This is a genomic window from Vibrio sp. OPT46 (genome assembly GCF_015163535.1).
GTDB lineage: Bacteria > Pseudomonadota > Gammaproteobacteria > Enterobacterales > Vibrionaceae > Vibrio > Vibrio alginolyticus.
The window spans coordinates 55,411-68,831 of record NZ_JADDYG010000127.1; the positions used below are offsets into that span (position 1 = coordinate 55,411).

Consider the following 13,421-nt stretch of genomic DNA (forward strand, 5'->3'; position numbering starts at 1 on the left):
ATGACACCTAAATTACTCGCTGCTTTAAGTTGCTTTGGACTGTTATATTCCGGGATTTCTTTCGCAGAACAGATTCAAGAAAAGCACCTGACTATCCTTCATACAAATGACCATCATGGACGTTTTTGGAAAGATAATAATAGCCAATTAGGCATGGCTGCACGAAAATCTTTAATAGACTCGATCAGAGCAGAAGTAAAGTCCAATGGTGGAGAAGTTCTCCTGCTATCTGGTGGGGATATCAACACTGGCGTACCTGAATCTGATATGCAACATGCAAAACCAGATTTTCTAGGAATGAAGCAATTAGGTTATGACGCCATGGCAGTAGGCAATCATGAATTTGATGTGCCATATGGCGTCATGAGAATGCAGCAGATCTGGTCTCAAGTGCCATTCCTTTCTGCAAACATTTACGATAAGAAAACAAACGCTCGCCTTTTTGCTCCCTATAAACTTTTTAACTTTGATCATTTAAAAGTAGCTGTTGTAGGGCTAACGACAACCGATACACTCAGAGTTGGTTCGTCATCATTACAAAATATGTATAGCATGACGGATCCAGCAGATGAATTTCTGAATATTAAAAGTGAATTAGACAAGTCATCGCCAGATGTCGTCATTGGCTTAACCCATATGGGTCATTATGAGAACGGTAACCATGGGTCTAATGCTTACGGTGATGTTAAGTTAGCACAAAGTTTGCCACCAGGCACCGTAGACGCAATCATTGGGGGGCACTCCCAAAATGTTGTGTGCTATTCAATTGATCTCATGAAGAAAGATAGCTTTAAACCTGGAGATGAATGTTGGCCAGATAAAAAGAACGATGTTTGGATCATGCAAGCTCAAGAATGGGGACGATTCGTAGGACGTGCTGATTTCGTGATTAAAGGAGATAGCGTTAATTTAACAAGTTATCGTTTAATTCCTATTAACTTAAAGCACAAAGTAAAGGTTGATGGAAAGAGTGAATATGTCCTTTATGAAGAAGAAATCCCACAAGATGTAGAAACAGAGGAACTACTAAAGCCGTACTTTGATAAAGGCAATAGCCTGATCAACTATAAAGTGGCTGATTCAACCGCCAGACTTATTGGTGATAGAGATCAAGTTCGTTATCACCAAACAAATTTAGGTCAAGCGATTTCTGATTCCATGATGGTGAAAACTAATGCATCTCTGGCGATAATGAACTCTGGAGGCGTGCGAGACAGCATTGAAGCAGGCGAAGTCACCTATCGTGATGTGCTTAAAGTACTGCCTTGGGGAAACACGGTTGTAACAGTAGAGCTAACTGGGCAAGAGCTACAAGCCTATTTAGCTGATGTATTAGCTAAGACACCAGGTTCAGGCGGCTATGTACAACACAGTAGCAACCTAACAATAGCTGATGGCACTATCCAAATTAACGGCAAAGATATCGTCAATTCAAAAACCTATAAGCTATCTCTCCCAAGCTATGCATCACGAGGGGGAGACAACTATCCTAAGTTGGATTCCCACCCAAGCTTCATCGATACCGGATATGTTGATGCTGATGTATTGAAAGAGTTTTTGATTCAGAAATAACCACCTGCTAATACGCGGTCCACAAGCGTAAGGTCACTACACTTGATCAGTGATCGCGTATTTATATCTCCTATCGTTATTCTTACAAAAGTTGATTTAAAGACTGCATTCCCTTTATCTCTTGCTAAGATACTTAACTCTTAAAAATCATTGTCTTACTAATCATACAAGCGTTTCTATTTAAACACTTATTATAATATGCATCAGCGTGTTATCCACCTTTAGCAGTAGTTAACAGAGGAACGTAGCCGAATTAAAACACGAGATCTAATGACATACTTTTTACGAAATAAAGCATTAGAAAATTTTAGTCAAATGTTCACTTTGACTGGTGAGAGTTTCGAATATGCTGGCACACTTTGGGGCATTTTCGTGTTTTATGCCCCGCCGGCACACCTTTGGACAAATGTATGGTACGTCCCGTTTTGCAATTGAAAAATTCAAATAACGGAGTTGGTTTGCGCTAATGTATTCAGAGTCTAATTGGGGACACCTACATGCTACATAGCCCCAGCTCTACGATGAGATCCGCGCCAAATTGTCCTCAAAAATGAGAAAGCGTTCTATGTCGCTGTTCTGTCCACAAGGTCTTCAATCTGATGGTCTAACCGTTTTGTCATCTTTCATTTTCATATGCAAACTTGATTTATACTCTTATTTCAAATGGTTTCTTCGTAGCCATAACAGACCAAGCTATCCTCGCTAACTTATTGGCTAAAGCTACTAAAGCAACATTAAAAGGCTTTCGAAGTTTTAAGTCTGTAAGCCACGAGCCAAAGTATCTCTGAGCAGTTTCATCTCGCCATAAAACAGCCCTAGCTGCATGGATAAAAAGCTCACGAAGTTCTTTGTTACCTCGCTTGGATATCCCTAGCATTCTTGGCTTTCCACCTATCGAATATTGAAATGGTACTAACCCTAGCCAAGCTGCAAAGTTACGGCCATTGGAAGAGTCTTTAGGGTCGGAGACGGAAGACAGGCAGCAAGAAGCTGTCAGAGGTCCAATGCCTGGTACGGTTTGTAATATGGTAAATAACTCATTGTCACGATTAAGAGTTTCCAGCTTCTTATCTTGCTCTTTAATTTTGTCATTAAGATCATGTTATGATTAAGCTGATCTCGTAACTCAAAGACAAGTAAAGAAGGAACTGGCTGCCCTGTATCTGCCAACCATTGAAAAAGACGCTTCATATTCGCATGCCCGCGTGGACAGCTGAAGCCAAATTCAGTAAGGATAGAACCAATACGGTTCATCGTTGCTGTTAGCTCTCGAATATAGCCTGTTCTAATCCTACGAATAACTACTCCTAATTGTGCTTGTTCAGTTTTCGGTGAAACAAAGCGCATTCTTGGTCTGGTCGCAGCTTCGGCTATAGCATCTGCATCAATAAAATCATTCTTATGACTCTTCACATATGGCTTAACATATTGAGGGGGAATCAGCTTAACTTGATGCCCATATTCTTGGCATTTTCTTGCAAGCCAGTGAGCACCACAGCAAGCCTCCATTGCAATCAATGTTGGTTCATGCACAGAGATAAACTGTAGTAATTTACGTCTAGATAATTTATGCCGATATTGTTCACGACCACTATAATCGTGGCCAACTAGATGAAAAGCAGACTTACCTAAATCGATTCCAATAACTTTGATTGCCGACATAATGGCACCTCCCATATTCAGCGACATAGCTGAGTGTAGTGCAGGTGTGGGGCGTACCATCTTATTAATGAGTTACGAAAAATTGAATATTAAAAACTCATGAATAATTACAAGTATGGCAAGTCTAATCGCAAGATAGCAGACTACCCATTTCTTTCAGCTTGCAGTTTTAATATTGATTTCAACTCATGAACCTCTACCCTGAGATCATGCACCTCTTCTAAGATCTGGACCTCCATCTTGCGCTCGTTAGAGGTCCACGAGGCCAGAACAGCAGTAAAGCTACCAAACATACCAACACCGGTGGTGATTAAGATAATGGCAACAATACGCCCTTCCAATGTCACCGGGAAAAAGTCACCGTAACCAACCGTTGTAATAGTGACGAATGTCCACCAAAGCGCATCACCGGCGTTATGAATATTGGTACCCGGCATATCCTTCTCGAGATAAAGGATGTAAATCGAACCAAACAGCATCATCATTAGGGAGGTCACCACCATAAAGTGCAGTGACGTCGAAGTCTTGTTTTCATTGATTGCATGAGAAATCATTGAGATAGACTTGATCGCACGCACCAAATGAAAAACTCTAATTAAACGTGCAAATTGATTCACTCCATCAATGGGATACAAGAAATAAGGTCAAGCCAGCCCCATTTCATATACTCAAGCTTGGACGGCGCAGCTCTATATTGCTGAACAAAGTCAATAATGAAGATCGCGCAAATAAATGTATCTACATAGATCAGAATCTGCAGGACGTCAGATGGCAAGTTAAAGACAAGTACAATTGCTAGGGAAACAACAAATACAGATAAAACTAATACTGCCAGTTGAAAGTTGGTAATGTGTTCCGGCACTTTGGGTCGATACATAGTAGCAATCCATTGAAACATTTAGCAGAACTACCTTGAAGACGAAAACGCTTAATCGAGTGCTTGCTTCGCCTCACGATTCAGAACCTTAAATGCAGTTCTCACAAGGAGCAAGATCTGAGAGAACAACGCCGCTCCCCATACAACGTTAACTACAATTGAAGGAACAAATGGCACGATAATCAGAGTCAAGAAGCAAAGCGTGATACCGAAATAGCTAACGTTCGCAGTGGCAAATCGGTGGGCGGTATGAATCTCGATAACATGTTGAATCTTAAGTAAACAATACAGGTAAGTTGCTAAGCCCAAACAGCCTATCAATGCATATTTGAACGGGTATTGTTCCATAAAACCTATTTTGACCTCTGCTGACAATGCGACGCCTATCGTGACAGCGACAGCATCAACAGCAGATGAGAGATCGTCCACTTGATGAATGTGTTAGGCGCGTTGCCGAGTGGCTTACTATTGCCTACAAAGTCAAAATATATCCAGCACAAAACGAAAATTGATAGGCCGCCAAACGCGTAGTTAACAAGTACGTCGCCAACCACATCATCAATACCTTTTTCCGCAAGGGTGATAACAGGCTTAAAGAAGCCTTCACCTGCAACAATCAATAAAAGCAGCGCAAAGCACTCAGCCATATGTCCAAAGCGTGGTAAGAAGCGCTCATTGTTTAGTGCACCTTTGACTGCTTGATTCGAATACAACACCTATTCAAATCAAAATATGATTAGATTATCGCAAATATTCGCATCACTAGAGGCTGTTTTGCAGAGAAACGGCTCCGATAACGTCTAAATAGAATAAAGGCCCAGGCTCAAACTCAACGTCACTACTCAGCAGACGGTACACCTCTCCGTCCCACTAAACTCTTTAAACAAGAGGTGCCTATCAAGTTGGTGGTTATTCAACTAACCTAATAAAATATGATAAAAATATCTCATAATCCTATTTTTGAGCTATAGTAAAATTGAATAACTTTATTGGTTCAAGTGATGCTTTTACAACGTCCAAAACCTTATCCAGACGAAAGCCTTGAAAGCTTTTTTATTCGTGTTGCAAACAAAAATGGTTATAGTGATGTTAATCGGTTTTTAGTAGCCGTTAAGCGTTATCTTTTAGATATAGATCCAAGAAAGTTCCAGACATTTCCCACCGATATCTGTCGCATCAACCCGTACTCCTCCAAGAAACATTCAATCTCGCGAACACACGCATTACATCACCTCAGTCAGTTAACATTTAACGAACCTGTAGATTTACTCGGTATCGCGTTAAACAGAAACCAAATGCAGTTTTCTCCGTCAACAACCGCGTTAATCCGTGGTGCAGAAGTCATTCCACGCTCTCTTCTACGTAAGGGGGCGATTCCATGTTGTCCCTGTTGTCTAGGTGAACACGGATATGCGAGTTACCGCTGGCATTTTTCAGGGTATGAATATTGTCATGAACATGACGTTAAGTTAATAGAACGCTGTAGTTGCGGGGCAATTTATGATTACCGGTATGCGGGATTATCAGGTGTATGTACTGAATGTGGGGAAAATATATCCGCATCTCAAGAAAACCACGAGCCTAAAGCGACCAGGATAGCATCTTGGTTAGCAGGAGATGATGTAAAACCATTGCCAGATGTCCCTCTTAGTTATAGATGGGGGTTCATGCATTGGTGGTCTCAAATATCAAGCTCATGTAAAACTCGAAACAATGGTGAATTCTTAGCCTTTTGGGAACATTGGCCAAACTCCTTTCACAAGTTGATTGGAAAAGAAATAGATTTCAATTTCGAATACTGCGTTCTTAGTAAAAACGATTTAAGAATGAAAGACATTCTAGGGAAGATTCTGTTTAGCTCAATTCAGCTTCCTGACCGTAACTTTCGTTCGAATATCATATTAAGAGAGATGTTTCAGTATATAGAAACACACTTATGGGACGACAACGGTAAACTGGCGAACCTTCGAATGAATATGCTCGAGATATGTGTATTGCTGAACTGTTCTCGAGAGCAAGTGACATCAATGATTGAGCAAGGCCTACTCACCCCAAATCGTCAACTTGGAAAACGAGAGATACTCATCGTTACTGAATACGCTTTTTACTTGGGTGATGTTTATTGTCTTTGGCTTTCAGAATTTCAATCTGATGAGTTCAATCGCTCTTTTTACCTGTCGAGGTGGTGAATGACAACACTGGCAGAAATATTAGATAACAAAACAGACGACCTTAATAAAGATTTGCGCAGAGCCTTTAGACCACTCTCCGCACCCGTTGACATATCAGATACTTCCATTGAAGCGCTAACCATACTAGTGAACCTAACAGATAGAGTCATCGAACAAAAAGACCTACTTGATAGAAAGAAATGTAAAGACAAGCTTAGAGACGAAAAATGGTGGGCCAACTGCTTGAGAACCGTTAAATATCGCCAAAGTCATAACCCAAAGTTTCCTGACATTAGAGCAAATGGCGTAATTCGTGCCGCACCAGTCGGGCATTTGCCACCTTTTATGCTTTCTTCTAGTAAATTACCCCAAAATAGCTGGGCTTATGCCAATGACTCTAGCCAAGTGAATAAATCCTGTTTTTTAACGAGTGAATTTATATGGAATGGTGACGTTCATTGCTTAGGTCAGTTGCTCACAGAGCTTGAACATCCGCTCTGGAATGTTCTAAGAAAACTCGGATGTTACGTTAAAACAGCCAAATACATATCAAAGGAGCTAGCACTTATTCCTCCGTTGGAAATTAATACTTCGCTAGTTAGAAATTATTTGGCACAGATTTCTCTTCCGAACGACGAAGACTCATATATTTCTTTATCACCTGTGGTTTCTCAATCAATGCAAGAAGATTGCTATCAAGTATTGAGTGAGCACTATCGATTTTCTGCTATTACTCTATTTAGCCGAGCGACAAACATGGGAACTCTGGCAATGAGTTGCGGAGGGAAATTCAAAATGATCCGCTCTTTGCCTCCGATAGAAAAGTACCAACATCACCACTTAGACTCCGTAAATTGGCTTACAAAGCGCTCAGTCAGAGCTATACGAGACTACACAGAGTCTTCCGTATGGGTAATATCACCAAATAAACTGGCACTTAGAAAAAAATCAATCATTGAAGACATTAAAATAATGCTTTCCCAATGGCTGCGTACCACTCCCACGCACGAAGAAAAGTTAGATATAAGGAAATTAACAGAACGCTTCAATGTCGATTTAGCCAAAACCAAGTTTGCAAATCGCTATGCTTATGATCCCCTGCTAACTCAGCTGATCTACAACTGTATAGGTTCAATCATTCATTCACCGCCTCAAGATGCTCCAAAATGCGAGGGAAATGACGACAAATACTTGCTGCTACCAAATCTTAGAATCTCTGGTGCATCAGCCATGAATACGTCTGTGAGTATTGGAATACCTTCTATGATGGCGTTTTATGGATTCGTACACGCTTTCCAGAGAAATGTACAAACAGCTAATCCTAACTTTAAAATTGAAAGTTTCGCCGTATGCATTCACAACATTCATGTGGAAAACCGCGGATTAACAAGAGAATGGGTACCAAACACAAAAGGACAAATTACAGCACCTGCAACACGAGACGATTGGCAGTGTGACGTTGCAGTAAGCCTGATTCTTCGTTGCAGTCATTATTCTCAGCTAATACCTCGCGATTTCATACGCTTATTACCGGGAAGAATAGCAAGAGGGAAAGTGACAGTTTCCATATCCGATATAAAACACTTAGGCCGATGTTTGAGTTTGGCTGATGCAATCAAAGCGATACCTGTTGAAACAGGTAGATGGCTTAGCCTAAATAACGAAGTGACCTTAAACAGTATTCAAGATGTGATTGACGAGTTAAAAAATAACAGATTACAAACCGTCAGCTGCATTGGTTATCAACTATTAGAAACCCCATGTGAAAAACGTGGCTCACTACACGGGTACAAACATGCTTTCGTCGAAACCATACTTGGTATCATAAAACTTTTAGCAATAAGTAAAAATACAAATCCCAACCAATACTTTTGGCAATATCACTATTCGAAGCAAGGTCCGATTTTACTTCCCAGGAGCATATCCGATGAAACTTCCTAATAACTTGTCCTATATAAAATCTATTGAACCTTCTGATGTCATTTTCCTTGTTAACTGGCCAGATGGAAGAAAGACACCACTCCCATACACTAGCCGTGTAGCGTTAGGTATGAAAGAAGGCTCCAAGTCTGCATACAAAGATGATGGCCAAATTGACATGGACGCAACGGCACACTCCCTAGCCCATGGCAACGCGCACGAAATCGACTTTTGCTGTGTACCTTACGGAGCCGAGAGTATCGAATGCGAATTTTCTGTTTCATTTGCTTCGAGTCTTCGTAAACCATTTAAGTGTTCCGATCCAGAAGTAAAACGAACCCTAGTTCAATTGATTAAGCTATACGAGGAAAAAGTGGGTTGGGAAGAACTCGCCAATAGGTTCCTCGAGAATATTTGTAATGGTAGATGGCTTTGGAGAAATAACGAATGTACATATTCAACATCAATCGGTATAAAACCATGGCCATGGGAAGACGAAAAAGCCATTAGCCCATTCCATGACATCCGAAAAAATTATGCTGGCACTAACCACTTCAGAGATCATAAAGACTGGGATCAGCTAATCAAGTTAATCACTGACGCTTTTTCCCAACCGAATGGGCTCTGTATTTTCGAAGTCAGCGCTACATTTCGTTTAGGAACAAACGCTCCAATTTATCCTAGTCAAGTATTCAAAGACTCTGTCAAAGGTGAAAAAAACCGCATCTATCAATCCACTGACGTAGATGGAGAGAGTAGTCCTATACTCGGTTGTTATAAAACTGGAGCGGCAATAGCCACGATTGACGACTGGTATCCGGATGCGGACAAACCAATACGTATCAGCCACTATGGTGCACATAAAGAAGACGTTTATTGTTATCGTCACCCAAACACTGGGAAAGATTTATTCACACTTTTGGAAAAAGCCGATCAATACCTCGAACAACTTCAGGCGACAGAAGTATTGCCAGATGAAATGATTAATGACCTGCATTTTATCGTTGCAAACTTGATAAAAGGCGGGTTACTTCAACGGAAAGGAACCTAAACCATGGATTGGTACTATAGAACCATCACATTTTTACCTGAATATCGAAACAATGAAGCAATCGCAGCTAAATGTATCAAGGAATTACATCGTTTTAATTACAAGTATGAAACGAGATCCATTGGCGTCTCGTTCCCACTCTGGGGCCAAGAAACGGTGGGACGTAAAATCACCTTTGTTAGTACCAATAAAATGGAGTTGGATTTTCTGATATCACGAAGGTATTTCGTACAAATGACAAAACTTGGTTACTTTAGCATTTCCACAACACAAACTGTCCCAGACGATTGTTCTTATGTTCTATTTAAACGTGCACACTCTATAGATAAAGGAACATCTGCGGGCCGAGCGAGGGAGTTAAAACGACTTGAGCGAAGAGCTTTAGAACGAGGCGAAATATTTGACCCTATAGCTTATTCCAAAACCACTAGTCATGCATTCCAAAGCTACCACTCACTGGAAGAAGATAGCAGCAGTGGCAATAAGTTCCGACTGAACATACAAATGAAGGAAAGGTCAGGAACTGTAGGTACCGGAACATTTAGCAGCTATGGGCTAGGCAATACCGATAATTCATTGCAGGTTGTTCCATTGATTTAACCTTACATCTACACCATCTTCATAACCTATTGATTTTACAGCCTAGAATGTAGCATTAAGTTTAAAAGGGTAAATTCGTAGAAAAACCATTAACTAACTGATATTTATGGACTATTATTACATTGGTAATAGTGAACTACCGAATAGGTAGCTGATAATTTTGCGCAAATTTATAGTCACCTGGGAAAGTAGTGAACTGCCGCATAGGTAGAGAGGAGTAGTTTAAAAAATCAATACTATTACCATCTCCAAACAGCTAAACTCTTAGCTGTTTGCTTTGGCATTAGATGAGGACTATAATCCTCATCACTACTGAAAAGTAGCTGATAACAAATTTACATCTCCAGGCTCAGCCAAAAAGCGAATACTGCCGAACAGGTAGGAGGCTCCGTCAACTAGAGTAAATGAACTCTTCCAATCTATTTATGGTAGAAGCACTCGAATATCGCACTGAAGGACACTTGCTATCTGGTAGGCTTTTTCTAGTGTGATATTCACTTCACCTCGTTCTATCCTGCCTACGTAGCTACGATCTATATCTGCAGCCAAAGCCAACTTATCCTGTGATATTCCTTTGTCTTTTCGCATAGAACGAACGTTGTAGCCAAACTTTTTTGCTAAGTCTCTCATTTCAAAAGTACATTAAAAAGAAAGACTATCTATTCTTGAAGAGAACTTTTCCACGGACTATAATCCGCATTTATTTTTCTATGTTCAAATCTACTGTCGAGAGTTGCTACGTGTCACAAGACCTTACCATTCAACCATATATCATTGATTCAATAATCATAAATAACAAACCCACGTTTAGAATATCTGATATACGGGATCTGTTGTTAACCAGCACGATGCAAGACAAAAGTGTAGGTTATGTACGAATGTTTGTTTCTAAACAACTCAATACAATGGTAAAGCAAGGACTACTGACAACATCAGGAAATAATCGCAATAAGCTGTTTCATAAAACCACTTTGTTTCAACAAGTTAATGCCTCAAGCGTAGAATCAGAAATTAATCTGGGCAAAGCTGTTGATTTGGTAAGTTCAGTCCCATATATCGCTGAATTGAACAAAATGAGAGGCAAGCTCAATGGAGAGCTTGCAATGCTAATTGCTGAAATGGACGAGTATCGTTCGATTATGGCGCAATACCCTCAGACTCAAGAGAAAGTAAAAAAGCTGCATCAAGAATCGACACAACTTTCGGCCACTTTAACTGGGCAAATAACCGCCATCTCAAAAACAATAGACCTACTCACGTCGGAGGCTGTTTGATGCTTAGAGATTGGCAACGAAACTGCATTAAAGAAGCCTTAGGAAAATACAAATCTGGCAATAAGCACTTTCTTACTCAAGCAACTCCCGGCGCAGGAAAAACTATAATGGCTGCGTATTTAAGTAAGCAACTCTTAGATTCAAATATGATTGATTTGATTATTTGCTTCTCTCCGTCAATTAATGTTGCTAATGGGTTTACACGCACTTTTTCTCGTGTATTGCAGTGCTCGTTCAATGGCTCTCTAGGTTCATTAGGAACATCACTAACCTACCAAGCTATCCAATATCTCGATGATCAATTTTGGGAAACAATTTCAAAGCACCGAGTCTTGGCTATATTCGATGAAATCCATCATTGTTCAGGTGAAACTCTTTCTGACGCGAATGCTTGGGGCGAGCAGATTATTTTAAAAGTGCAGAAAGCATCCAAGTATACTTTGGCACTGACGGGAACTCCTTGGCGCTCAGATAGCTTACCAATATCACTGAGCTCTTATAGCAATCCGGAAGGAAAAATCATCTGCGATTATCAGTACACTTTAAAGCAGGCTATCACCGACAGAGTATGTCGAAAGCCGAAACTCGTGTTAGTTGATAACGAGCAGTTGCAATATGTCAGCCCAGAAGAAAGTAAATATTATTCATCGATTCAAGCATTATTTAAAGAACAAAAAATAAGTTATTCTAGTATCTTACAGGATACAGATGCTTTAGTTCATATTCTCAAACTATCTGCGAGTAAGCTACTTTCCATTAGAGCATCCAACCAAGATGCGGGCGGACTTATCGTCGCCTCGTCCGTTGCACATGCGAGACAAATTCAAACAATCCTGAATGAACAGCTAAAGCAACCCAGCGTGATGGTTTCTTATCATGACCCAGATGCTCAAAAGATAATTGAACAATTCAAAAATGATCACTCCCCTTGGATTATCAGCATTGGAATGATCAGTGAGGGAACTGACATTCCAAGACTTCAAGTCTGTTGCCATTTGAGTAATGTTCGCACGGAGTTGTATTTCCGTCAGGTATTAGGGCGCATTCTCAGGATCACAGATAGCAACAACCAAGAAGCTTGGCTGTACACGCTTGCTGAAGAAAATCTTGTTAAATTTGCTGAAGAAATCGAGCAAGATATTCCTGATTTTTGTCTTTATATAAAACAGCCTGAGGACAAAGAGGAAGAAGACGCACATTCACTTGAAACAAGCTCATCACATACTGTTCGAACCTTTTCGAAACTAGGGGATTTCAAATGGAATAACAGTGATACAAGTGTGCAAGTTGGTAACGAAAATTCTGTTCCTTATGGGTCGTTCACTCTGGGGCGTTTTAGAGAACGGGTGATTGAGGCGTTTGTTGGGATTTAGATGTGTGATTCATAGAGATGGTTTCAATTTTTTAGCCGAAGATCGAGCCTGTAATTTTGCTCTTGAAACCGCTCTTTCTTGATCTGGTAGTTCTGAGATACCTCTTCAGATAAAGGAGTTTGATAAGATACCCCAGTAATCCTGTCTATCGGGGTTGGCCCATTTAACGATCTGTGGGGCCGTTCCCAGTTGTAGTAGTGTTGCCATTCCGCGAATAGCAGATCCAGTTCTTCCAGCCCCACAAAGACATTTGTGGTCGGATAGAACTCACTTTTACCTGTTTTCTGCGAGCGTTCCACTTTGCCATTCAAGTGAGGTGAGCCAGGCTTATTTGGACGAAACTTGATCCCATAAATCATGAGTTGTTTCTGGACTTTCTCGGCAAAGAATTCACGCCCTCTGTCCGTCTGAATACGCTGGATAGGAAATGGCATCTCTTCCACGACACAATAGATAAAGTCGACTGTGTTTGCTGCTGTGAGCCGAGAGTAGCACCTGAGAACCCGATAGCGAGAGCAATCATCAATAGCTGTATACTGGTAAATTCCAAGCGCTATTTTACACGTGTCCATCTGGACTCTATCACCAGGAATTGGGCGCTCATATCTTTGGAAATCTTTTCTGCGTCGGTAAGTTACGATGGGTTTGACTGATGCTTCGGATAAAACTTTATGGAGTGTCGCTGTGCTTAGGTGTATTTGGTGAAGTCGGATTAATTCCGTTTGTAAACGTCGCGCCCCTAAATTACGTTTCTCACGCATCGTAAGGATCAATGCTCTTAGCTAATCAGTGAGTTTGGTATCTGGAGATGAATGAGGGCGTGGGCTCTGGCTTTCTAGACCAGCGATTTCCACACTGCTTATATCGCTTAGCCCACTTGCGTAATGTTGGTCTGGAAATACCACAGCGTCGACATACGAA

At 40.8% G+C, this 13,421-nt stretch carries 12 protein-coding genes and 2 pseudogenes; 7 read left to right on the forward strand and 7 right to left on the reverse strand.

What is annotated here, in order from left to right; all coding sequences use genetic code 11:
* Positions 1-1,572: a bifunctional UDP-sugar hydrolase/5'-nucleotidase UshA gene (ushA, locus tag IQR33_RS05665; protein WP_140184410.1), complete on the forward strand. Its 1,572-nt coding sequence runs from the start codon at positions 1-3 to the stop codon at positions 1,570-1,572.
* Between the two features lie 646 nt (positions 1,573-2,218).
* Here the strand turns inward: ushA and IQR33_RS05670 are convergent.
* The 5 genes and pseudogenes from IQR33_RS05670 to IQR33_RS05685 all read right to left on the reverse strand — a co-directional run bounded on the left by IQR33_RS05670 (position 2,219) and on the right by IQR33_RS05685 (position 4,827).
* A pseudogene (locus IQR33_RS05670) lies at positions 2,219-3,294 on the reverse strand (IS110 family transposase).
* 83 nt (positions 3,295-3,377) lie between these two features.
* Positions 3,378-3,851 carry a potassium channel family protein gene (locus IQR33_RS05675; protein WP_257974402.1) on the reverse strand — a complete coding sequence of 158 codons (474 nt, stop codon included), beginning with the start codon at positions 3,849-3,851 and terminating at the stop codon, positions 3,378-3,380.
* The gene (locus IQR33_RS32380; RefSeq protein WP_047102597.1) at positions 3,848-4,132 is read right to left on the reverse strand and encodes a hypothetical protein; all 285 of its coding nucleotides are present in this window, start codon (positions 4,130-4,132) and stop codon (positions 3,848-3,850) included. Before IQR33_RS32380 ends, IQR33_RS05675 begins: the two co-directional genes overlap by 4 nt.
* Positions 4,133-4,162: 30 nt before the next feature.
* Positions 4,163-4,486 carry a hypothetical protein gene (locus tag IQR33_RS05680; protein ID WP_228009966.1) on the reverse strand — a complete coding sequence of 108 codons (324 nt, stop codon included), beginning with the start codon at positions 4,484-4,486 and terminating at the stop codon, positions 4,163-4,165.
* An 8-nt stretch (positions 4,487-4,494) separates the two neighbouring features.
* Complete coding sequence (locus tag IQR33_RS05685) at positions 4,495-4,827, reverse strand: membrane protein (protein WP_047102595.1); 333 nt, start codon at positions 4,825-4,827, stop codon at positions 4,495-4,497.
* A 285-nt stretch (positions 4,828-5,112) separates the two neighbouring features.
* Here IQR33_RS05685 and IQR33_RS05690 point away from each other — a divergent pair, with 285 nt between their 5' ends.
* From IQR33_RS05690 to cas6f, 4 genes are read left to right on the forward strand one after another with little or no spacing between them, the layout of a single operon-like run.
* A complete protein-coding gene (locus IQR33_RS05690) occupies positions 5,113-6,300 on the forward strand; it encodes a TniQ family protein (protein WP_047102594.1) in 1,188 nt (395 codons plus the stop codon).
* Positions 6,301-8,223 (forward strand): type I-F CRISPR-associated protein Csy2, encoded by a 1,923-nt coding sequence (locus tag IQR33_RS05695; protein ID WP_193837293.1) that lies wholly within the window; start codon positions 6,301-6,303, stop codon positions 8,221-8,223.
* Positions 8,210-9,253, forward strand: a complete 1,044-nt coding sequence (gene csy3 / locus IQR33_RS05700; protein WP_047102592.1) for a type I-F CRISPR-associated protein Csy3 — start codon at positions 8,210-8,212, stop codon at positions 9,251-9,253. Before IQR33_RS05695 ends, csy3 begins: the two co-directional genes overlap by 14 nt.
* A 3-nt stretch (positions 9,254-9,256) precedes the next feature.
* The gene (gene cas6f / locus IQR33_RS05705; RefSeq protein WP_047102591.1) at positions 9,257-9,853 is read left to right on the forward strand and encodes a type I-F CRISPR-associated endoribonuclease Cas6/Csy4; all 597 of its coding nucleotides are present in this window, start codon (positions 9,257-9,259) and stop codon (positions 9,851-9,853) included.
* A 423-nt stretch (positions 9,854-10,276) separates the two neighbouring features.
* Here the strand turns inward: cas6f and IQR33_RS05710 are convergent, their stop codons facing one another.
* Complete coding sequence (locus IQR33_RS05710) at positions 10,277-10,483, reverse strand: helix-turn-helix domain-containing protein (RefSeq protein ID WP_005499654.1); 207 nt, start codon at positions 10,481-10,483, stop codon at positions 10,277-10,279.
* Positions 10,484-10,593: 110 nt separating this feature from the next.
* Between IQR33_RS05710 and IQR33_RS05715 the strand changes: the two genes are divergently transcribed.
* On the forward strand, positions 10,594-11,127 hold the full coding sequence (locus IQR33_RS05715) for a hypothetical protein (protein ID WP_152665693.1): 534 nt from the start codon (positions 10,594-10,596) through the stop codon (positions 11,125-11,127).
* The gene (locus tag IQR33_RS05720) at positions 11,127-12,500 is read left to right on the forward strand and encodes a DEAD/DEAH box helicase (protein ID WP_047102589.1); all 1,374 of its coding nucleotides are present in this window, start codon (positions 11,127-11,129) and stop codon (positions 12,498-12,500) included. Before IQR33_RS05715 ends, IQR33_RS05720 begins: the two co-directional genes overlap by 1 nt.
* Positions 12,501-12,509: 9 nt before the next feature.
* Here IQR33_RS05720 and IQR33_RS05725 read toward each other — a convergent pair.
* Positions 12,510-13,421, reverse strand: a pseudogene (locus IQR33_RS05725) (IS481 family transposase); the annotation flags it as partial.

What these genes read in the sequence shown, in the direction of transcription:
- csy3 (WP_047102592.1), top strand. Translation starts at nt 8,210, where the DNA reads ATGAAACTTCCTAATAACTTGTCCTATATAAAATCTATTGAACCTTCT.
- IQR33_RS05710 (WP_005499654.1), bottom strand. Translation starts at nt 10,483, where the DNA reads ATGAGAGACTTAGCAAAAAAGTTTGGCTACAACGTTCGTTCTATGCGA.
- cas6f (WP_047102591.1), top strand. Translation starts at nt 9,257, where the DNA reads ATGGATTGGTACTATAGAACCATCACATTTTTACCTGAATATCGAAAC.
- IQR33_RS05720 (WP_047102589.1), top strand. Translation starts at nt 11,127, where the DNA reads ATGCTTAGAGATTGGCAACGAAACTGCATTAAAGAAGCCTTAGGAAAA.
- IQR33_RS05690 (WP_047102594.1), top strand. Translation starts at nt 5,113, where the DNA reads ATGCTTTTACAACGTCCAAAACCTTATCCAGACGAAAGCCTTGAAAGC.
- IQR33_RS05695 (WP_193837293.1), top strand. Translation starts at nt 6,301, where the DNA reads ATGACAACACTGGCAGAAATATTAGATAACAAAACAGACGACCTTAAT.
- IQR33_RS32380 (WP_047102597.1), bottom strand. Translation starts at nt 4,132, where the DNA reads ATGTTTCAATGGATTGCTACTATGTATCGACCCAAAGTGCCGGAACAC.
- ushA (WP_140184410.1), top strand. Translation starts at nt 1, where the DNA reads ATGACACCTAAATTACTCGCTGCTTTAAGTTGCTTTGGACTGTTATAT.